At 62.0% G+C, this 20,721-nt stretch carries 19 protein-coding genes; 16 read left to right on the top strand and 3 right to left on the bottom strand.

The window, feature by feature from the left end; all coding sequences use genetic code 11:
• Window positions 1-13 precede the first annotated feature (13 nt).
• Together MOV61_RS09025 and MOV61_RS09020 are read right to left on the bottom strand one after the other, a co-directional pair.
• Window positions 14-289, bottom strand: coding sequence for a BON domain-containing protein (locus MOV61_RS09025; protein ID WP_038545642.1), 276 nt, complete (start codon window positions 287-289; stop codon window positions 14-16).
• Between the two features lie 52 nt (window positions 290-341).
• Window positions 342-2,285: a PAS domain-containing sensor histidine kinase gene (locus tag MOV61_RS09020; RefSeq protein WP_247031048.1), complete on the bottom strand. Its 1,944-nt coding sequence runs from the start codon at window positions 2,283-2,285 to the stop codon at window positions 342-344.
• A 273-nt stretch (window positions 2,286-2,558) separates the two neighbouring features.
• Between MOV61_RS09020 and MOV61_RS09015 the strand changes: the two genes are divergently transcribed.
• From MOV61_RS09015 to MOV61_RS09005, 3 genes are all read left to right on the top strand, one after another.
• The gene (locus MOV61_RS09015; protein WP_038549637.1) at window positions 2,559-3,161 is read left to right on the top strand and encodes a TetR/AcrR family transcriptional regulator; all 603 of its coding nucleotides are present in this window, start codon (window positions 2,559-2,561) and stop codon (window positions 3,159-3,161) included.
• A gap of 71 nt (window positions 3,162-3,232) precedes the next feature.
• Complete coding sequence (locus tag MOV61_RS09010; protein ID WP_038545634.1) at window positions 3,233-4,390, top strand: efflux RND transporter periplasmic adaptor subunit; 1,158 nt, start codon at window positions 3,233-3,235, stop codon at window positions 4,388-4,390.
• 26 nt (window positions 4,391-4,416) lie between these two features.
• Entirely contained in the window at window positions 4,417-7,578 is a 3,162-nt protein-coding gene (locus MOV61_RS09005) for an efflux RND transporter permease subunit (RefSeq protein ID WP_247136327.1), read from the top strand.
• Here MOV61_RS09005 and MOV61_RS09000 read toward each other — a convergent pair.
• On the bottom strand, window positions 7,524-8,513 hold the full coding sequence (locus MOV61_RS09000) for a LysR family transcriptional regulator (protein ID WP_247136326.1): 990 nt from the start codon (window positions 8,511-8,513) through the stop codon (window positions 7,524-7,526). The genes MOV61_RS09005 and MOV61_RS09000 overlap by 55 nt on opposite strands.
• A gap of 184 nt (window positions 8,514-8,697) precedes the next feature.
• On the opposite strand from MOV61_RS09000, the gene MOV61_RS08995 reads away from it, so the two are divergent.
• From MOV61_RS08995 to MOV61_RS08935, 13 genes are all read left to right on the top strand, one after another.
• Window positions 8,698-9,924, top strand: coding sequence for an ABC transporter substrate-binding protein (locus MOV61_RS08995; RefSeq protein ID WP_258718832.1), 1,227 nt, complete (start codon window positions 8,698-8,700; stop codon window positions 9,922-9,924).
• Entirely contained in the window at window positions 9,924-10,706 is a 783-nt protein-coding gene (locus MOV61_RS08990) for an ABC transporter ATP-binding protein (protein ID WP_247031046.1), read from the top strand. Before MOV61_RS08995 ends, MOV61_RS08990 begins: the two co-directional genes overlap by 1 nt.
• Complete coding sequence (locus tag MOV61_RS08985) at window positions 10,706-11,407, top strand: ABC transporter ATP-binding protein (RefSeq protein ID WP_038545622.1); 702 nt, start codon at window positions 10,706-10,708, stop codon at window positions 11,405-11,407. Before MOV61_RS08990 ends, MOV61_RS08985 begins: the two co-directional genes overlap by 1 nt.
• Before the next feature lie 4 nt (window positions 11,408-11,411).
• Window positions 11,412-12,299, top strand: a complete 888-nt coding sequence (locus MOV61_RS08980; protein ID WP_038545619.1) for a branched-chain amino acid ABC transporter permease — start codon at window positions 11,412-11,414, stop codon at window positions 12,297-12,299.
• Between the two features lies 1 nt (window position 12,300).
• Window positions 12,301-13,299: a branched-chain amino acid ABC transporter permease gene (locus tag MOV61_RS08975; RefSeq protein WP_247136325.1), complete on the top strand. Its 999-nt coding sequence runs from the start codon at window positions 12,301-12,303 to the stop codon at window positions 13,297-13,299.
• Between the two features lie 70 nt (window positions 13,300-13,369).
• Window positions 13,370-14,965 carry a GMC family oxidoreductase gene (locus tag MOV61_RS08970; protein ID WP_247136324.1) on the top strand — a complete coding sequence of 532 codons (1,596 nt, stop codon included), beginning with the start codon at window positions 13,370-13,372 and terminating at the stop codon, window positions 14,963-14,965.
• 13 nt (window positions 14,966-14,978) lie between these two features.
• Window positions 14,979-16,058, top strand: coding sequence for an enoyl-CoA hydratase/isomerase family protein (locus MOV61_RS08965; RefSeq protein ID WP_247136323.1), 1,080 nt, complete (start codon window positions 14,979-14,981; stop codon window positions 16,056-16,058).
• Between the two features lie 26 nt (window positions 16,059-16,084).
• Window positions 16,085-16,978 carry a 3-hydroxyisobutyrate dehydrogenase gene (mmsB, locus tag MOV61_RS08960; protein WP_247136322.1) on the top strand — a complete coding sequence of 298 codons (894 nt, stop codon included), beginning with the start codon at window positions 16,085-16,087 and terminating at the stop codon, window positions 16,976-16,978.
• A gap of 99 nt (window positions 16,979-17,077) precedes the next feature.
• Window positions 17,078-17,281 (top strand): DUF1059 domain-containing protein, encoded by a 204-nt coding sequence (locus MOV61_RS08955; protein WP_038545604.1) that lies wholly within the window; start codon window positions 17,078-17,080, stop codon window positions 17,279-17,281.
• A gap of 209 nt (window positions 17,282-17,490) precedes the next feature.
• Complete coding sequence (cysP, locus tag MOV61_RS08950) at window positions 17,491-18,489, top strand: thiosulfate ABC transporter substrate-binding protein CysP (RefSeq protein ID WP_247136321.1); 999 nt, start codon at window positions 17,491-17,493, stop codon at window positions 18,487-18,489.
• Between the two features lie 80 nt (window positions 18,490-18,569).
• Window positions 18,570-19,391, top strand: coding sequence for a sulfate ABC transporter permease subunit CysT (gene cysT, locus MOV61_RS08945; protein ID WP_046666499.1), 822 nt, complete (start codon window positions 18,570-18,572; stop codon window positions 19,389-19,391).
• A 2-nt stretch (window positions 19,392-19,393) separates the two neighbouring features.
• A complete protein-coding gene (gene cysW, locus MOV61_RS08940) occupies window positions 19,394-20,281 on the top strand; it encodes a sulfate ABC transporter permease subunit CysW (protein ID WP_247136320.1) in 888 nt (295 codons plus the stop codon).
• Window positions 20,278-20,721, top strand: a 444-nt coding sequence (locus MOV61_RS08935; protein ID WP_247136319.1) for a sulfate/molybdate ABC transporter ATP-binding protein, incomplete at its 3' end; no start/stop codon positions are given. The genes cysW and MOV61_RS08935, both read left to right, overlap by 4 nt.

The following is a 20,721-nucleotide window of genomic DNA, read 5'->3' as shown; positions in this document are numbered from 1 at the left end:
CATTTATCGGGGGTTACATCGGGCGGTTGAAACGGAGTTCGTTGCGCACGGTGGTCACGCCGGCAACGTTCAGGGCCACGTCCTCGGCTCGTGCGATCTCGCTTTCCAACTGGACCGTCCCGCTCAGCGTTATCTCGGAACCGCGGGCGATGACGGCGACGTCGCTTGCATCGACGCCGCCAGCGGAAGCCAGGGCATCGGAAACCGCCCCTTCGAGCGTCGCGCTTGGAGGAAATTCTACTTCGACCTCAGGGGGCGTCTCGTGAAAATGCTGATGCTTCAAGACCATTGTCGTACTCCGTTCTGACACGGCACGACAACGCGCGGCGAGGGCGATTGGTTCAGCGTCCGCCGGCGAGAACCGTGACGATGATCTCCTGAAGCTGGTTCTGCGAGAAGGGTTTGGGCAATCGCGGCAGCCGATTGTCGCCGCCTGTCGGCAATTCCGCGTAACCGGTCGCCAGCACCACCGGCAGGCCCGGTCTCTCTTCGCGGATGACGGCGGCCAGTTCGGAGCCGGTCATACGCGGCATCGAATGATCGGTGATGACAAGATCGATGTCATGGGCGCCGCTTCTCAGCTCCTTCAGGGCGTCGGTGCCGCTATAAGCCTCGATCACGGTGTGGCCGAGATCCTCCAGCATCAGCGTGGTGTTCATCAGGACCAGCGCATCGTCATCGACGGCGAGAATTGTCAAGCGTCCTCTGGGAGTTGCGGCGGGCGAGGGCATGGTCTGCTCCGAAGACTGCGGACAGTCGTTTGCATCGGCCACAGGCAGATAGAGCGAAACCGTCGTGCCCTTGCCCTTTTGGCTTTCGATTTCGAGTTTGCCGCCCGACTGTTCGGTTAGGCCCTGCACCATGGAAAGTCCGAGCCCTGTCCCCTTGCCGACACCCTTGGTGGTGAAGAAAGGTGTCGTTGCGCGGATGAGGGTTTCCTCGTCCATGCCTTCGCCGCTGTCGGCGACAGCCAACCGCACATAACGGCCGGGTTTCAGCCTCTCGGTATTCTTGTCGGCGAAATACTCCTCGGCGCTGATGACGATCATGCCACCGCCCGCCATCGCGTCTCGGGCGTTGACGACGAGGTTCAGAAGCGCGGTCTCGAGCTGAACCGGGTCGCTCGTGACATGCGGCAGGTTTTTGGCAAACCGGGTTTCGACGGATGCGGAGGCGCTGAGCGAGCGCTGAACGAAATCCATCATGCCACTCACGAGTGCCGGCACGTTGATGGCTTGCATATTCAATTCCTGGCGCCGGGAGAACGCGAGCATGCGCTGGGTCAGGGCAGCACCCCGTTCGGCGCCCTGAATGGCATTGTCCAGCAGTGGCGTCAGCGCCGGATCGTCGGGCAGGCGTTTCTTCAGAATTTCCAGGCTGCCCAGCACGGCCATCAGCAGATTGTTGAAGTCGTGGGCGACACCACCGGTCAACTGGCCGATCGCTTCCATCTTCTGGGATTGGAAAAGTTCCTCACGTGCCTGGGTAAGAGCCTTCTGCGCCTCGACTTTTTCGGTGATGTCGCGCGTGATCTTGGCGAAGCCGAGGAGCGTGCCTTCCTCGTTGCGGATCGCATCGATGATCACATGTGCCCAGAAACGCGTGCCATCCTTGCGCTGCCGCCAGCCTTCCTTCTCGAGTCGTCCCTCGCGCCGCGCGGTCTCCAGGCTTCGGTTTGGTTCGCCGCGCTCGCGGTCCTCCGGAGTATAGAACTGCGAAAAATGCTGGCCGACGATCTCGTCCGCCGTATAGCCCTTGATGCGCGTGGCACCGGAGTTCCAGTTGCTGACGCGGCCATCTGGGTCGAGCATGTAGAGAGCATAGTCGGTGACACCCTGGACGAGGATCTGGAATTTCTCTTCGCTCAATCGGAGTTCCGTCTCGGCCCGTTTCCGTTCCGTCAGATCGCGGGTCACCTTGGCGAAGCCGAGAAGTTCGCCGGACCTACTCCAGATCGGGTCGATGATGACGTGGGCCCAGAAGCGGCTGCCGTCCTTGCGGACGCGCCATGCTTCCTTTTCGAAGCGGCCTTCTGTCGCAGCCGTCCGCAACGCGTGTTCGGGCGCCCGCGCCAATCTGTCTTCAGGCGTATAGAAGCGGGAAAAATGCTCGCCCAGGATTTCCCATGCCTCGTATCCCTTGACGCGCTGGGCGCCGGGATTCCAACTCGCGATCTTGCCCTCCGGGTCAATCATGTAAATCGCGTAGTCCGTGATGGAGTCGACGAGCAGACGGTAACGTTCCTCGTCAAGCAACGAAACGTCATAACTTTGCGGCACGCTCATTAATTATCCCCGTCCCACGACGTTTTTGCCCCTGGCGTGATGCAACAACGAACTTCGTAGCTCTGCAGCACGCTCATCGCTGGTCCCTGGTCCACGAAGCTTATGATCTAACGCGACTTAATGCCTAAATCCCATTTTGGTTCCCTGTTTTGCAGATTTTTATCCGGCGTCGAATGGGGCGGTCGTGTGGCAGGGGTTGACTGATGACGGATTTCCGTTTACGAATGACGAAAGATGAAAATCGTCACACATAAAACGAAAGCCATCAGCGGTATGGATACCAACGAAAATACCCTGGACACGTCGCGCCAAGACAATGTCGGCCGTATTCTCGACGCGGCGGAACGGCTGTTCAAGCATTACGGCTATACGAAGACGAATGTGGCGGATATCGCGCGCGATCTCGGTATGTCGCCCGCCAATATCTACCGCTTCTTCTCGTCCAAGGCGGATATCCATCAGGCCTTGGCAAGCCGTATGCTGGACGGCAGCTATCAGGCGGCACTCGCCAATGCAAAGCGGCCGGTGAGCGCCACGGAACGGCTGCGCAATCACGTCCTGCAGCAGCACCGCTTCACGCTCGAGACCATGCTCGACGAAAAGAAGGTGCATGAGATGGTGGTGATCGCCATCGAGCAGCAATGGCCGGTCATCGAACAGCATCTCGAACGCATCCGTGTCGTCATTGCGGGTCTCATCAAAGATGGCATCGAAGCCGGTGAGTTCCGCGAACAGGATCACCAGCTCGCATCCGAATGCTTCATGTCGTCCATGGTCGTCCTTTGTCATCCGCAGCTCATCGCGGATTGCCTTCTGGAGAGTCGGATCGGCAAGCCCGAGGACCTCGTGGAATTCGGCCTCAGGGCCCTCAGATAATTCGCCTGAAATAGTTCCGGGGCGCCAAGGGGGCGTCTTGATCGAAAACCCGCCACCAGGAGTGCGGAACCATGTTTTTCGTAAAGACCAGACGTAATGTCTCGTTTCTCGTCAAAGGCCTTTTAGTCGCGACCGCGTTCGGCGCGCTGACGGCCTGCTCGCAAGAGAAGAAAGTCGAAGCTCCGGAAATCGTCCGCCCGGTGAAGGTGACCGAGGTTGCCGCCGCCGATCACGGCCGCAAGCTTCAATATTCCGGCTCAGTCAAGGCGCGCACCGAAATGAACCTCGGCTTCCGCGTCGCCGGCAAGATCACCGAGCGGCTCGTCGATGTCGGTCAGCGTGTTCGCCCCGGCGACGTGCTCGCAAAGCTTGACGCCGTCGATTACCAACTCGCGGTGCGCCGCGCCGAGGCCGATCTCGCCTCCGCCCAGAAGCAGGTGGAAATCTCCGGCCTCGCCCGCCGGCGGGCCGAGACGCTTGCCGAAAAGAGCATTTCCTCCCAATCGCAGCTCGAACAGGCGCAACTGGCCAATGACCAGGCCGTTTCGCAAAAGGAATCGGCCCAGTCGGCACTCGACCAGGCCCGCAACCAGGTCGCCTATACGGAATTGAAGTCCGACCAGAACGGCATCGTCACCGCGGTCAGCGCCGATATCGGTCAGGTGGTCGCGTCCGGCACCCCGGTCCTCTCCGTTGCGGTAGAGGGCAGCAAGGAAGTGCAGATCGCCGTTCCGGAAATGGACGTCGCTCAGTTCAAGCCGGGCAAGACGGTGAAGGCCCGCTTCTGGTCGGCCACCGATCTCGCGCTCGATGGCAAGGTCCGCGAAGTGGCCGGCAGTGCCGATGCCCAATCGCGCACTTTCGCGGTTCGCGTCAGCCTGCCTGCGGATACACGGGTGCTGCTCGGCATGACTGCGACGATTGAGGCGGACGAAGACAATGCCGTCGCCACCTATGCCGTTCCGCTTGCCGCGCTTTCCAAGAAGGACGGCCAGTCCGTCGTCTGGATCGTCGACCGCGGCAAAGGCACCGTCAGTTCGCGTGCCGTCAAGGTCGCCGATTTCTCCGATGACGGCGTTCGTGTCGCCGACGGCGTTGCCAAGGGCGACCTCGTCGTCTCGGCCGGCACGCAGTTCATGAAGGAAGACATGAAGGTCAAGCTGCCGGAAAACATCGCCTCACGCTTCGGCAGCGTCAGCAGCCTTACCACCGCTTCGCTCGCGCCCTGATCGCCCGGCTTAAAGGACCCAAGACCATGAGCTCCTCTCATCAGGCCAATCCCCCGGAAAAGGCCCGGTTCAACCTGTCCCGCTGGGCGATTGCCCATCCGAGCATCGCCCGTTTTCTCTTCGGCCTCATCATCGTCATGGGCGCACTCGGCGTCATGAACATGGGGCAGAAGGAAGACCCGGACTTCACCTTCCGCGTCATGGTCGTGCAGACCGTCTGGCCTGGCGCCTCCATTCAGGAGATGCAGGACCAGGTCGTCAACAAGATCGAGCGAAAGCTGCAGGAAACCCCGCATCTCGACTGGGTCAAGTCCTATACCCGCGCCGGCGTGGCGATCACCACGATACAGATCAAGGGCGACACCAATACCGCCCAGGTCAACGACGCCTTCTATCAGGTTCGCAAGAAGGTCGGGGACATCGCCCAGGATCTGCCGGCCGGCCTGCTCGGTCCCTATTTCAACGACGAGTTCGGCGATACCTACATCACCCTCAACTCGATCAGCGGCGAAGGCTACAGCTATCCTGAACTGAAGCAGTTCGCGATCCAGGCCCGCGACATGCTGCTCGCCACACCCGGCGTCGAAAAGGCGGTCATCCTCGGCGACCAGCCGCAGAAGATCTTCATCGACGTCTCGTCGAAGGCGCTCGCCGAGCGCGGCCTCACTGTCCTCAACATCCGCGATGCGTTGTCCGGCCAGAACAATATCGATCCCGCCGGCAACGTTCAAACCGCCGATCGGTCGGTGCGGATCGCGGTCGAAGGCGGCGTCACCACGCCGGAAGACATCCGCGAACTACGCCTCAAGGCCGGCAGCCAGGTGATCCGGCTCGGCGATATCGCCACCGTCACCGCCGGCCTCGAAAACCCCTATCAGCGCAAGTTCCGCTTCAACGGCCACGACAGCGTCCAGCTTGGCGTCGTCATGGCCAAGGGCTTCAAGGTCACCGATGTCGGCCATCAGGTCGAGGCGACCTATGAGCGCTTCGAACAGACGCTACCGGTCGGCGTATCCGTCGAGCAGGTCTCCAACCAGCCGGAAGTCGTCACCGAAGCGGTCGGCGAATTCACCCAGGCCCTGCTGGAAGCTCTCGTCATCGTCCTCATCGTCTCGCTGATCTCGATCGGCTGGCGTTCGGGCATCGTCATCGCCATCACCATTCCGCTGGTTCTGTCAGCTACGTTCGCGATCATGTTCTACATGGGCATCGAGCTGCAGCGCATCTCGCTCGGCGCGCTGATCATCGCGCTCGGCCTGCTCGTCGACGATGCGATGATCGTCGTCGAGATGATGGAACGGAAGCTGGAGGAGGGGCTCGCACGCCTCGATGCCGCTACCTTCGCCTATTCATCCACCGCCTTTCCAATGCTGACCGGCACATTGATCACCACTGCCGGCTTCATCCCGGTCGGGTTCGCCGATTCCACCGCCGGCGAATACGTGCGCACGCTGTTCTACGTGGTGGGCATCGCGCTCGTCGTGTCGTGGTTCGTGGCCGTCTATTTCACTCCCTGGCTCGGCTACATGATCCTCAAGCAGCGGGCGCACGCAGGCACCCATCACGATGCTTACGACACACGGATGTATCGTGGTGTCCGACGTGCGGTCGGCTGGTCCGTGCGTCACAGGGCGATCGTGCTGCTCCTCACCCTCGGCGTCTTCGCGGGCAGTCTCTGGTCCTTCCAGTTCATCCCGCAGAGCTTCTTCCCGCAGTCCTCGCGGCCGGAAATCCTCGTCGATCTGTGGCTGCCGGAAGGCACGGCCATCGAGGAAGTGGAACGCCAGGCAAAAGCCCTTGAAGACAAGATCCTGCCCGACCAGGACAAGACCTTCGTCGCGACCTATATCGGCGAAGGCGCCCCGCGCTTCTTCCTGCCGCTCGACCAGCAGCTCCGCAACCCGAACTACGCGCAGCTCCTCATCATGTCGAAGGACGTGGATGCCCGTGAACGGCTGATCGTCAAGCTCAGGGGTATCCTCGCACAGGACTTCCCGACCGTACGCGGCAAGGTCGATCGTCTGTTCCTCGGCCCGCCGGTCGGCTGGCCCGTCCAGATGCGTGTCACCGGTCCCGACGCGGCGGAAGTCCGCCGGATCGCCGACCAAGTCAAGGAACGTTACCAGCAGCAGCCGCTGTTCGGCGCCATCCACGACGACTGGATGGAACCGGTGACGGCGATGAAACTGGTCATCGACCAGGATCGTGCCCGCGCTCTCGGGGTCACCTCCCAGCGCGTCCGCCAAATGCTGCAGTCCGCTACCGCCGGTGCGCCGATCAGCGACTTCCGCGATGGCGAAGAAACGGTCTCGATCGTTGTCCGCGAGCCGGATGCCACCCGCAACCTGCTCTCGGCCGTCCAGTCGGTCTACGTGCCGACGGATTTCGGCGGCTTCGTGCCGGTCTCGCAGATCGCCAAGGTCGTGCCGGTTCTCGAACAGGGTATTGAGTGGCGCCGCGACCGCCTGCCGACGATCACCGTCAAGGCGACGCTGCCAGACGGCGTCGAACCGACCCAGGTGTCGCTCAACCTCTACAACAGCATGGCCGACCTGCGCGCCAGCCTGCCTGCCGGCTACCATGTCGACATCCAGGGCGGTGCGGAGGATGCAGCCGAAAGCCAGAACTCGATCGCTGCCAAGGCCCCGATCATGCTTCTGGTCATCCTCGTGCTGCTGATGATCCAGCTGCAGCATTTCGGCAAGGCGATGATGGTGCTGGCAACCGGCCCGCTCGGCATCATCGGCGCCGCCATGGCGCTGCTTCTGACCGGCGCGCCGTTCGGCTTCGTGGCGATCCTCGGGGTCATCGCGCTGCTCGGCATCATCATCCGCAACTCGATCATCCTGGTCGACCAGATCGACCAGGACATCGCGGCCGGCATGGAGCGGATGGAGGCGATCGTCGGCGCGGCCGTGCGTCGTTTCCGGCCGATCATGCTGACGGCGCTGACAGCCGTGCTGGCGCTCTACCCGATCTCGCGGGGCGTGTTCTGGGGTCCGCTCGCCTATGCGATGATGGGCGGCATCCTGGTTGCCACCGTGCTGACCATCCTGGTCCTCCCGGCCGCCTATGCGCTGTTCTTCGGCCGCGAGCCGAAGAAGGCCAAAACCGACGACAGGACGCCCGCCAATCAGGGCGACCTTTTCGACAGCCGCGACGACGACCTGCCGATGGCAGCGGAGTGACGGCGAGCGCCTTCCTCGGGAGCCTGGTAACTCCTGAGGAAGGCGTGCTGATTGGCCCGGACGGACTGGAAGATATAGTCCGTCACCATCCGCACGCGCGGGATCTGGCTCAGGTCCCGATGGCACATCAGCCAGTAGCCGCGTCTCAGCTCCACCTCGTCAGGCAGCACGATTTCGAGGTCAGGCTGGACGCGGGTGATGAAATGCGGCAGCACGCAGAGGCCGAGCCCGTTCAGCGTCGCGGTCAATTGCGCAAAAATGCTGGAGCTCTGGAAGCGCGCCTTGATGCCCGGATGGACGTCGCCGAGATAGTCTAGCCCTGGCGCGAAGATCATGTCCTCGATATAGCCGATGAACGGATGCGACAGCAGATCCTGCCGGCTGCGGATCGGACCCACCTTGGACAGGTAGGATTTCGCCCCATAGACGTTGAGGCTGTAGTCGGTAAGCTTTTCCGTAAGATAAGGCCCTTCCTTCGGCGGATCGAGCGAGACCGCGATATCCGCCTCCTTGCGCGACAGCGACATGATCTGCTGGATCGTCACCAGTTCCAGCGAGATGTTCGGATGGCTGTCGCAGAAGCTGCGGATCTTGTCGGCGAAGAAGAAATTCGCAAACCCTTCCGGGGTGCTTAAGCGCACCACGCCGCGCTGTGCCGTGGTGCCCGAGGCGACATCCGCCTGCAGCCGGTCCGCCTCGGTCTCGATCCGTTCCGCGGTCTCGATGAACCGCTGGCCCATGCTGGTCAGGACATAACCACGTGGATTGCGCTCGAACAGCTTGACCTTGAGTGCGAATTCCAGCCGGTCGATACGCCGGGACACGGTGGCGTGGCTGGTGCGCAATTGGCGAGCCGCGGTGGACAGCTGGCCGCTGCGCGCCACTGCCAGAAAATATTGAAGATCGTCCCAGGTGAAGTTCTGATTGTTGCTCAATACGTTCCCGTCTGTTCAAAAATGCACAGATGCTGTTTGCAATTAATTACAGAGACCTGCTTGCGTCAACGGCGGTTTTCCTGAACCATGCAATCCGGAGCAGCCGCTTTGAGGAGAACGGCTCACCAATTTTGAACAGACCTCTGGCCAAATTTTCTGGGCACATTCTCTGGGAGGAGAAATCATGCACAAGACAATTCTGACATCACTTGTAACATCCCTGGCAGTGCTTCTCGCAAACAGCGCGGCATTCGCGCAGAGCGCGCCCGGGGGCGTGTCCGACAACAAGGTCAAGATCGGCATCCTGAACGACCAGTCGGGCGTCTATTCCGAGTTCGGCGGCAAGTCGTCGGTCGAGGCGGCCAAGATGGCGGTCGAGGATTTCGGTGGCAAGGTTCTGGGGCAGCCGATCGAGATCGTCGATGCCGACCATCAGAACAAGCCGGACATCGCCTCCAACATCGCCCGCCAGTGGTACGACACGCAGCAGGTCGATGCGATCATGGAACTGACGACCTCGTCTGTCGCGCTCGCCGTGCAGGCGATCGGCAAGGAAAAGAAGAAGATCGACATCGTCACGGGCGCGGCGACCACCGATTTGACCGGCAAGGCCTGCACCCCCTATGGCTTCCACTGGGCCTATGACACGCACGCGCTCGCGGTCGGCACCGGCGGCGCGCTCGTCAAGCAGGGCGGCGACAGCTGGTTCTTCCTCACCGCCGACTACGCCTTCGGTTATTCGCTGGAACAGCAGACCGGCGATTTCGTGAAGTCTTCCGGCGGCAAGATCGTCGGCGCGGTCCGCCATCCGCTCGCCACCACCGATTTCTCGTCCTTCCTGCTGCAGGCCCAGTCTTCCGGTGCCAAGGTCATCGGTCTTGCCAATGCCGGTCTCGACACGGCGAACGCCATCAAGCAGGCGGCGGAGTTCGGCATCACCGCCGGCGGCCAACGCCTTGCGGCGCTGCTCTTCACGCTCGCCGAAGTGCACGGCCTCGGCCTGCAGGCGGCACAGGGCCTGACCCTGACGGAAGGTTATTACTGGAACCTCGACGACAAGAGCCGGGAGTTTGCGAAAAAGTTCTTCGCCCGCACCAAGAAGATGCCGAACATGGTCCATAGCGGCACCTATTCGGCGGTCACGCAGTATCTGAAGGCGGTCCAGAAAGCCGGCACCGACGATGCGGATGCCGTTTCCAAGGCGCTGCACGAAATGCCGGTGGACGATTTCTACGCCCGCGGCGGTACAGTCGCCAAGAACGGTCGGATGATCCACGACATGTACCTGCTGCAGGTCAAGAAGCCGGGCGAAAGCAAGGAGCCCTGGGATTATTTCACGGTGCTGGCCACCATCCCCGGCAAAGAGGCCTACATGGATCCCGCCAAGAGCGGCTGCGATCTGGTGAAGTAATGGCGGTCGCCGCAACAGCAAAACAAGAAGAGCCGCGGGTGGTGTTATCCGCCCGCGGCCTCTCGAAGAGCTTCGGCGCCTTCATGGCGGTGAAGAACGTCGATCTCGACGTCCGTCACGCGCGTGTCCACGCCTTGATCGGCCCGAACGGCGCAGGCAAGACCACGGTCTTCAACCTGCTCACCAAATTCCTGCAGCCGACGGCGGGTTCGATCACGCTTCTGGGCACCGACATCACCAGAACGCAGCCGGACAGGATCGCGCGGATGGGGCTGGTGCGGTCCTTCCAGATTTCGGCGGTCTTTCCGCATCTGACGGTGCTCGACAACGTGCGCGTCGCGCTGCAGCGACAGAGCGGGCTTTCGACGCAGTTCTGGCTGCCCGTCTCCTCGCTCGATCGGCTGAATGCGCGGGCCGACGAATTGATCGAGTCGGTCGGCCTGAAGCGCGAACGCAATGCGCTCGCCGCCGACCTTTCCTATGGCCGCAAGCGCGTGCTGGAGATCGCGACGACGCTGGCGCTCGATCCCAAGGTGCTGCTGCTTGACGAGCCGATGGCCGGCATGGGGCAGGAGGATATTGGCACCGTTTCCAACATCATTCGCGAGGTGGCAAAGACCCGTGCGGTGCTGATGGTCGAACACAATCTCTCTGTCGTCGCCGACATCTGCCACCACGTGACGGTGCTCCAGCGTGGCGAAATCCTCGCCGAGGGCGACTATGCCACCGTCAGCCAGGATCCGCGGGTCCGCACCGCCTATATGGGCACGGAGGAGGCTTGATGGCACCCTTGTTGCAAGTTTCCAACCTCAATGCCTGGTACGGCGAAAGCCACGTCCTGCACGGCGTCGACATGACGGTCGGCGAGGGCGAGACGATCACCATTCTCGGCCGCAACGGCGTCGGTAAGACGACGACGCTGAGGACCATCGTCGGCATCATCCGCGAGCGGAAGGGCGAAATCCGCTTTGCCGGCAAGGATATGGCCAACGTGCCGCTGCACAAGACCGCGCATAACGGCATCGGCTTCGTGCCGGAAGAGCGCGGCATTTTTTCGACATTGACGGTCGAGGAAAACCTGATGCTGCCACCGGTGGTGGCCGAAGGCGGCATGTCGCTCGAGGAGATCTACGAGCTCTTCCCCAACCTTCAGGAACGCCGCTCCAGCCCCGGCACCAAGCTTTCCGGTGGCGAACAGCAGATGCTGGCAATCGCCCGCATCCTGCGCACCGGCGTTAAGCTTCTGATATTGGACGAGCCGACCGAAGGCCTGGCTCCGGTTATCGTGCAGCGGATCGGCGAGGTGCTGAAGACGCTGAAGGAACGCGGCATGACGGTGCTTCTGGTGGAGCAGAATTTCCGCTTCGCGAGCCGCGTCGCCGACCGGTTCTATCTGATGGATCATGGGCGGATGGTCGCGAATTTCCCGGTGGCTGAGCTGCCGGGGAAGATGGACATGCTGCATAAAGTGCTGGGAGTGTGACGTTATGACGATGATCTTCGGCATACCGCTTCAGGCCTTTCTCGGGCAGCTCCTGATCGGCCTGATCAACGGGTCCTTCTACGCGCTCCTGAGCCTCGGCCTTGCGGTCATCTTCGGCCTTCTGCGCGTCATCAACTTCGCCCATGGTGCGCAATACATGCTCGGCGCCTTTGCGGCGATGCTGATGCTGGAATATTTCGGCATCAACTATTGGGTCGCGCTGATCCTCGGGCCGATCGTCGTCGGCCTGTTCGGAGCCGTCATCGAACGGACGATGTTGTCTCGGCTCTACAATCTCGATCCGCTTTATGGCCTGCTCTTCACGTTCGGCCTGGCGCTGGCCATCGAAGGCACGTTCCGGTATCTCTATGGTGCCGCGGGCCAGCCTTATTCGGTGCCGGCGCAGCTGGCCGGCGGCACCAACCTCGGCTTCATGTTCCTGCCCATCTATCGTGGCTGGGTGGTCGTCGTGTCGCTGGTCGCCTGCATTGGCACATGGCTGCTGATCGAGAAGACCAAGCTTGGCGCCTATCTGCGCGCCGCTACGGAAAACCCGGTCCTGGTCCAGGCTTTCGGCGTCAACGTGCCGGTGCTCCTGACGCTTACCTACGGGCTGGGGGCAGCACTCGCCGCCTTTGCCGGCGTGCTGGCTGCGCCGATCTACCAGGTCTCGCCGCTGATGGGATCGAACATCATCATCGTCGTTTTCGCGGTGGTCGTGGTCGGCGGCATGGGCTCGATCATGGGCGCCATCCTCACCGGCTACATGCTGGGCATTGCAGAAGGCCTCACCAAGGTGTTCTATCCGGAAGCATCCAATATCGTGATCTTCGTGATCATGGCGATCGTGCTTCTACTCCGGCCAGCCGGCCTTTTCGGACGGGATGCGTGAGATGAGCGAGATGACCCAAACCGCTGCCAAGCCGCGTATCGAACGGTCGGCCACCGCTTCCAGAACCTATGCGATCTTCCTGATCATCGGTCTCGTGGCCCTGATCCTCGCGCCGATGTTCTTCTACCCGATCTTCCTGATGAAGCTCTTGTGCTTCGCGCTGTTTGCATGCGCCTTCAATCTGCTGCTTGGCTATACCGGGCTGCTCTCTTTCGGTCATGCGACCTTCTTCGGGGGCGCGGCCTATTTCACCGCCCATGTGGTCAAGGAATGGGGCTTTCCACCGGAACTCGGCATTCTGACCGGCGTCGTGGGCGCTGCGTTGCTCGGCCTGATCATGGGGTTCTTCGCGATCCGCCGGCAGGGCATCTATTTCGCGATGATCACGCTCGCTCTGTCGCAGATGTTCTTTTTCTTCTGCCTGCAGGCGAAGTTTACCGAGGGCGAGGACGGCATCCAGTCGGTGCCGCGCGGTCATCTGTTCGGCTTCATCGATCTCTCGGGCTCGACCAACATGTATTACTTCGTGCTTGGTGTGTTCCTGATCGGCATGGTGATCATCTGGCGGTTCATCAACTCGCCCTTCGGCATGATCCTCCGGTCGATCCGCGAGAACGAGCCGCGCGCGATCTCGCTCGGCTACTCTGTCGCCCGCTATAAGCTCGGCGCCTTCGTGATGTCGGCGGCGCTGGCCGGCCTTGCGGGTGGACTGAAGGCGCTGGTCTTCCAGTTCGCGACGCTGACGGATGTCGCCTGGCAGATGTCCGGCGAAGTGATCCTGATGACGCTGCTTGGCGGGATAGGCACGCTGATCGGGCCGATCTTCGGAGCCGGCCTGGTGGTCACGCTGCAGAACTATCTGGCGACGTCGCAATTTCCGGTAACGATTGTCACCGGCGTGATCTTCATGGTCTGCGTCCTCGTCTTCCGGCGGGGCATTATCGGAGAATTCTACGCCTCCCGGCTCGGCCGGAAGCTCGGTTTCGAGCATAGACGATAAGATAGAGGGAGGGCGCATGGATGCGGCTGCGGACATGGTTCGCGGGGCGCATTCCCCTGGAGCATGAAGCATGGAAAATTACGACTACATTGTCATCGGGGCGGGCAGCGCCGGCTGCGTCCTCGCCAATCGGCTATCGAAGGATCCCGGCAACCGTGTACTGATCCTCGAAGCGGGCGGCAACGATAACTATCACTGGGTGCATATTCCGGTCGGTTACCTCTACTGCATCAACAATCCGCGCACCGACTGGTGTTTCACGACCGAGAAGGAAGAGGGGCTGAACGGCCGATCGCTCTCCTACCCGCGCGGAAAAATCCTCGGCGGCTGCTCGTCGATCAACGGCATGATCTACATGCGCGGACAGGCTTACGACTACGACATGTGGCGGCAGATGGGCTGCACCGGCTGGGGCTGGGACGACGTCCTGCCGATCTTCAAGAAATCTCAGGATTTCTACAAGGGTGCCGACGACATGCACGGCGCCGGCGGCGAATGGCGCATCGAAAAGCAGCGTCTTCGCTGGGCCGTGCTCGACAGCTTCCAGAAGGCGGCCGAAGAGTCCGGTATTCCGATCGTCGACGATTTCAATCGCGGCAACAACGAAGGCTCAAGTTATTTCGACGTCAACCAGCGCTCCGGCATCCGCTGGAACACGTCGAAGGCCTTTCTGCGCCCGGCGATGAAGCGGCCGAACCTCACCGTGCTCACCAAGGCGCATGTGCGGAAGCTGATCATCGAAAACGGCGAGGTGAAGGGCGTAGAGTTCCAGCACGATGGGGTGGCGAAGAAGGCCTATGCGAAACGCGAAACCGTGCTCAGCGCCGGCGCGATCGGTACGCCGCATATCCTCGAGCTCTCCGGCATCGGCCGCGGCGATGTCCTGCAAAACGCGGGCGTCGAGGTGGTCAAGGAAGTGAAGGGCGTCGGCGAGAACCTGCAGGACCACCTGCAGCTCCGCCTTGTCTACAAGGTGACCGGCGTTCCGACGCTCAACGAAAAGGCGTCGAGCCTGATCGGCAAGGCCTCGATCGGGCTGGAATACGCCTTCCGGCGCTCCGGGCCGATGTCGATGGCGCCGAGCCAACTCGGCATCTTCACCAAATCCGGGCCGGACAAGGAGACGCCGGACCTCGAATACCACGTCCAGCCGGTGTCGCTCGACAAGTTCGGCGAACCGGTCCACTCGTTCCCTGCAATGACTGCCAGTGTGTGCAATCTTCGTCCCGAAAGCCGCGGCTCGGTGCATCTCAAAAGCCCGGACTTTGCGGCAGCGCCAGGTATCCATCCGAACTACCTGTCGACCGCGACCGACCGCGACGTTGCCGTCAAATCGATCCGGATCACCCGCGAGATCGTCAAAAAGCCGGCGTTTGCGCGCTATCATCCGGAGGAATACAAGCCGGGTCCGTCCTACGAGACCGATGCGGACCTCGAAAAGGCAGCCGGCGACATCGGCACGACGATCTTCCATCCGGTCGGCACCGCGCGGATGGGATCCGATCCGGACAGCGTCGTCGATCCCCGCCTGAAAATGCGCGCAGTCGGAAGGCTGCGTATCGCCGATGCCTCGATCATGCCTAATATAGTCTCCGGCAACACCAATTCGCCGACGATCATGATCGCCGAAAAGGCGGCGGAGATGATCCTGGCGGACAATCGGTAGACCGGAGAAACGCATGCCCGATACCTCCATCCAGAGCGACGAAGTCCTCATCTACCGCATCGGTTCGGCCGCCGTCGTTCTGCTCAACCGGCCGAAGGCGCTGAACAGCTTGAACTCCGCCATGGTGCGAGCGATGAAGGCCGCGCTGGAGGAATTTGCCGGCAATCCGGAAATCTCCTGCGTCGTCGTCAAGGGCGAGGGGGGGCGTGGCCTCTGCGCTGGCGGTGACATCCGTGTCATCTACGAGAGCGGCAAATCGGACGATCCGGAGGTCACGCGGTTCTGGCGCGAAGAGTTTCCCCTTAACTACATGATCTCCCGTTACGAAAAACCGTATGTGGTGCTGATGGACGGCATCGTCATGGGCGGCGGCGTGGGGATCGCGTCGCATGGAAAACACCGGATCGTCACGGAACGCACCCGTCTTGCCATGCCCGAGACCGGCATCGGCTACGTGCCGGACGTTGGCGCCACCTGGCTGCTTCCCCGCGCGCCCGGCGAGACCGGCACCTGGATGGGGCTGACGGGCGAGGTGATCGGCGCGGCGGACGCCATCTATACCAATCTTGCCGATGTGAACGTGCCCTCGGAGCGGCTCGGCCCGCTTGTCGAGGCGCTGGGAGATCTGAAGGGCGGCGCGTCCGACGAGCAGGTGAGGGCGGTGATCGATCGTTTCGCCGTTGCGCCGGGCGAAAGTCAGCTCGAAGGCCATCGCGACCTGATCGACCGGGTTTTCCGCTTCGAGACGGTCGAGGAGGTTGTGGAAGCACTGAATAGAGAGGATGATGAATTCTCCATCAGGACGCGCGACATCATCGCCAAGCGCTCGCCGACCAGCCTCAAGCTCGCGCTTCGGCTCATCAGGTTCGGCCGCGAAAGTTCGAGCCTTGTCGAGTGCCTGGAGCGGGAATTCACCGCCGGCGCCGAAATCCTGCGCAACCACGATTTCTACGAGGGCGTGCGCGCCGCGATCATCGACAAGGACCGCAATCCGAAATGGTCTCCGGCAACGCTGGAGGAGGTCGGGGATGCGGATCTCGACCGCTACTTCGCTGCGCGGCATCCGGTTCTGTTTCCGGACCACAGGCTTTAAAACAGCAACGACGACGGGAGGAAGACATGAGCAAGATCGCTTTCGTGGGACTTGGCAATATGGGCGGGCCGATGGCCGCCAATCTTGTGAAAGCCGGCCATGAGGTGCGCGGCTTCGACCTGTCGGAAGCGTCGGTAAAGGCAGCCGCCGAGACGGGCGTGAAGGCCTCCGGAGCGCTGGCGGAAGCCGTTAGCGATGCGGAATGTGTCATCACCATGCTGCCCAAGGGCCAGCATGTGGTCGCCGTCTGGACCGATCTCACCACGCTCATCCCCGAGGGTACCCTGGTCATCGACTGCTCGACCATTGATGTGGAAAGCGCCCGCAAGGCGCATGAACTGGCCGACGTCATGAACTGCATCTCGCTCGATGCACCGGTCTCCGGCGGCACAGGCGGGGCCGCCGCCGGCACGCTCACCTTCATGGTCGGCGGTTCGGAAAAGGCGTTCGGCCTGGGCAAGCCGATCCTCGAGGCGATGGGAAAGAAAATCGTCCATTGTGGCGACGCCGGCGCCGGCCAGGCGGCAAAGATCTGCAACAACATGATATTGGGCATCTCGATGATCGGCGTCTGCGAGGCATTCGGTCTCGCGGAAAAGCTAGGTCTTTCGCATCAGGCGCTGTTCGACGTTGCCTCCACCTCGTCGGGCCAGTGCTGGTCGCTCACCACCTATTGCCCGGTGCCGGGTCCGGTGCCGACTTCGCCGGCGAACAACGACTATAGGCCGGGCTTTGCCGCAGCGCTGATGCTGAAGGACCTGACGCTGTCTCAGGAGGCCGCAAGACAGTCTGGTGCAGCCACGCCGCTTGGCGCCCACGCGGCCGAGCTTTATGCCGAGTTTGAAAGGATGGGGCACGGCGCGGACGATTTCTCCGCCATCATCCAGATGCTGCGGGAGAAGGCGGGCAGGACGAGCTAGGCCGATTGATCAGGCCGGCGACGTTTGTTTCCTCTGCGCAAAGGGAGTAGATTTCCCGTCCTCTGGCCAATCGGTTCAGGGCTTGTGATGGAGGCAGACATGGGACGCCAATACATCGATTGCCGCGAATTTCCGAGCGAGATGAAATGCACCGTTGCGATCTCGGCGGACAACGCGGATGAACTCGTCAACGCAGCCGTGCAGCATGCCATTTCCGTGCACGGTCACCACGACACTCCGGAATTCCGCACGGAGATCAGGAAGGCTATCCACGAGATGGATGTCCCGCGCGTCGTCGCCTGACGATGCAGCGACAGGGCTTTGCCGAGACTTCCGGTGCTGCCTCTTCCAATGACGCAGCGCCGGTTCGGATGACGCGCGAAAAGCTCCGCCGTTCATGGCGAATAATGGACAAAATTTCTAACGCCGTACCAAAGGAAAGTCCGCGGTTCCTCGCCGTTTGCTGGGCGTACCGGTAGTTTCACCGGCACAATCCAACACCGGAGACTTGCATGAACCGCCTCCTGATCCTCGGCACCGCGCTTATTGCGCCCTTGGCCGCGCTTTTTGCTACCCCCGCGCTGGCCCAGTCTCCGACGAAGCTGCTCAACGCCTCCTACGACGTTTCGCGCGAGCTGTTCGTCGCCGAGAATGAGGCCTTCATCAAGAGCCATCCGGGCGTCACCATCGACCAGTCGCATGCCGGCACCTCGAAGCAGGCCCGTTCGATCGCCGAAGGCCTTGAAGCCGATGTCGTGACCTTCAACCAGTCAACGGACATCGATTTCCTCGCCAAACAAGGCTTTGTTGCCAAGGATTGGACCAAGGCATTCCCGAACAATGCCTCGCCCTTCTATTCCTTCCCATCGTTCCTGGTGCGCGCCGGCAATCCGAAGAACATCAAGGATTGGGGCGATCTGGCTCGCGCTGACGTGCACGCCGTTTTCCCGAACCCGAAGACCTCGGGCAACGCCCGCTACACCTATCTCGCTGCCTACGCCTGGGCCAAGGAAGCCTATAAGGGCGACGAAGAGAAGATCGATGCCTATATCACCAAGATCTTCGACAACGTGCCGGTCTTCGATACCGGTGGCCGCGCCTCCACCACCACCTTCGTCGAGCGCGAAACCGGCGACGTGCTGATCACATTCGAGGCCGAGACCCGCGGCATCGTCAAGCAGTACGGCGCCGACAAGGTGCAGAGCGTCATCCCGTCGGTCAGCCTTCTCGCCGAATTCCCAGTTGCGGTGGTCGACAAGGTTGCCAAGAAGCACGGCACGGAAGCCCTCGCAAAGTCCTATCTCGACTTCCTCTACACGGAAGAAGGCCAGCGGATCGCTGCCCAGTTCGGCCATCGTGTCCAGAACGAAAAGGTCGCCGGCGAGTTCAAGGATCAGTTCCCGGCAATCCGCCTCGTCAAGGTCGATGACGTCTTCGGTGGCTGGGACAAGATCCAGAAGGATCACTTCGCCTCCGGCGGCACTCTCGACAAGCTGTACGGCAGCCGCTAAGCGCAGACTGGACTTCAACCAAGTCTCGCCCGGCGAACGAAAATTCGCCGGGCTTTGCCGTGCAAAGAGGAAACGACCGCTTGAGACGCAATGTCCTGCCCGGGTTACGCCTGTCGCTGGGGGTGACGCTGTTTTATGTCGGGCTGATCGTGGTCCTGCCCCTGGCAGCGCTGGTCTTCAAGGCCGCGAGCCTCGGCCCGGAGGATTACTGGCGGATCGTCTCCTCGTCGCGGGCGCTCGCGAGTTACCGCGTCACCGTGCTCTCGGCGCTCGGCGCCACCGTCTTCAACCTGTTCTTCGGCCTGGCGCTTGCCTGGGTGCTGACGCGTTATCGGTTCCCGGGCTGGCGGATCGTCGATGCCATGGTCGATCTGCCCTTCGCGCTGCCGACGGCGGTGGCCGGCATTGCCCTGACGGCACTTTTCACCACCAATGGCTGGTTCGGTTCCATCCTTGCCGACCTCGGCATCAAGGTCGCCTATACGCCGCTCGGCATCATGATCGCGATGTGCTTCACCTCGCTGCCGTTCATCGTGCGCACCGTGCAGCCGGTGCTGGAAGATCTCGATCCGGCGCTGGAAGAGGCGGCGCAGTCGCTTGGCGGCTCGGACTGGCAGATTTTCCGCAAGGTCATCCTGCCGCTTCTCACCCCGGCGCTGCTTGCCGGCGTGTCGCTGTCCTTCGCCCGCTCGCTCGGTGAGTTCGGTGCGATCATCTTCATCGCCGGCAATCAGCCGATGTCGACGGAGATCACCGCACTTCTCGTCTTCATTCGGCTGGAGGAATACGATTACCAGGCCGCCGCCGCCATCGCCTCGGTGCTGCTGATTGCGGCCTTCGTCATGCTCGCGCTCACCAACTGGATGCAGTCGCGGGCGCTTCGCTACACGGTGAGGGGGTGACCATGGGGGCGACCCGTACAGGCAGAAAGCCGCCGCGCGTCGGCGACCAGCCGCTCTTCCGCCGAATGCTGATCGGCATCGTTCTAGTGATCGTCGCCCTGCTCATCGTCGCGCCGCTGGTGGTCATCGGCGTCGAGGCTTTTTCGAAGGGGTGGGCTGTCTATCGCGACACGATCATTCATCCGGATACGCTGCATGCGATCGGGCTGACGGTGTTTGCAGCAATCGTCGCCGTGCCGGTCAACACCGCTTTCGGTGTCGCAGCCGCCTGGTCGATCACCAAGTTCGACTTCTGGGGCAGGCGTTTCCTGCTGGTCGTCATCGAGATCCCGTTTTCGGTCTCGCCGATCGTCGCGGGTGTCGCCTATCTCTTCGTCTACGGCCTGCAGGGCGTCTTCGGTCCGACGCTGGACGAATACGGGGTCAAGATCCTGTTTGCGATCCCCGGCATCATCCTCGCCTCGATGTTCGTCACCGCACCCTTCGTCGCCCGCGAACTGATCCCGCTGATGCAGGCACAGGGCCGCGATCTTGAGGAAGCCGCCACCTCGCTCGGCGCGTCCGGCTGGCGGACCTTCTTCTCGGTGACGCTGCCGAACATCAAATGGGCGCTGCTTTACGGCGTCGTGCTCTGCAACGCCCGCGTCATGGGCGAGTTCGGCGCGGTCTCAGTCGTCTCGGGCAATATCCGCGGGCAGACCAATACGCTGCCGCTGCATATCGAGCTGCTCTATCACGACTACCAGGCGGCCGGTGCCTTTGCCGCAGCCTCCATCCTGGCGCTCATCGCTGTCTTCACCATCATCGCCAAGGTGACACTGGAGCGCCAGGGAGCCGGCCGCGTCCGTCGCCCAGCTCTGGTCGCCAATCCCGCGGAGAAAACCCAATGAAAATCCGCCTCGAAAACGTCGTCAAAACCTTCGAGACCTTTCGCGCCGTGCGGGATGTCTCACTCACGATCGAAAGCGGCGAACTCGTCGCTCTGCTCGGCCCGTCCGGTTCCGGCAAGACGACCATCCTGCGCATGGTCGCCGGCCTCGAATATGCCGATGGCGGCCACATCTATTTCGGCGACCAGGACGCCACCGACATTCCGGTGCGCGACCGCGGCGTCGGTTTCGTCTTCCAGCATTACGCGCTGTTTCCGCATATGACGGTGGCCGAAAACATCGCATTCGGCATGAAGGTCTCGAAGGTGAAGCGCGAGAAAGCGGCGATCGAGGCGCGCGTCGTGGAGCTGCTGAGATTGGTGCGCCTGGAAGGTCTCGGCGACCGGTTCCCGGCGCAGATTTCCGGCGGCCAGTGGCAGCGCGTGGCGCTGGCCCGGGCG

The organism is Neorhizobium sp. BETTINA12A (assembly GCF_023006485.1).
Classification (GTDB): domain Bacteria; phylum Pseudomonadota; class Alphaproteobacteria; order Rhizobiales; family Rhizobiaceae; genus Neorhizobium.
This window is presented reverse-complemented; position numbering and strand designations above follow the sequence as displayed.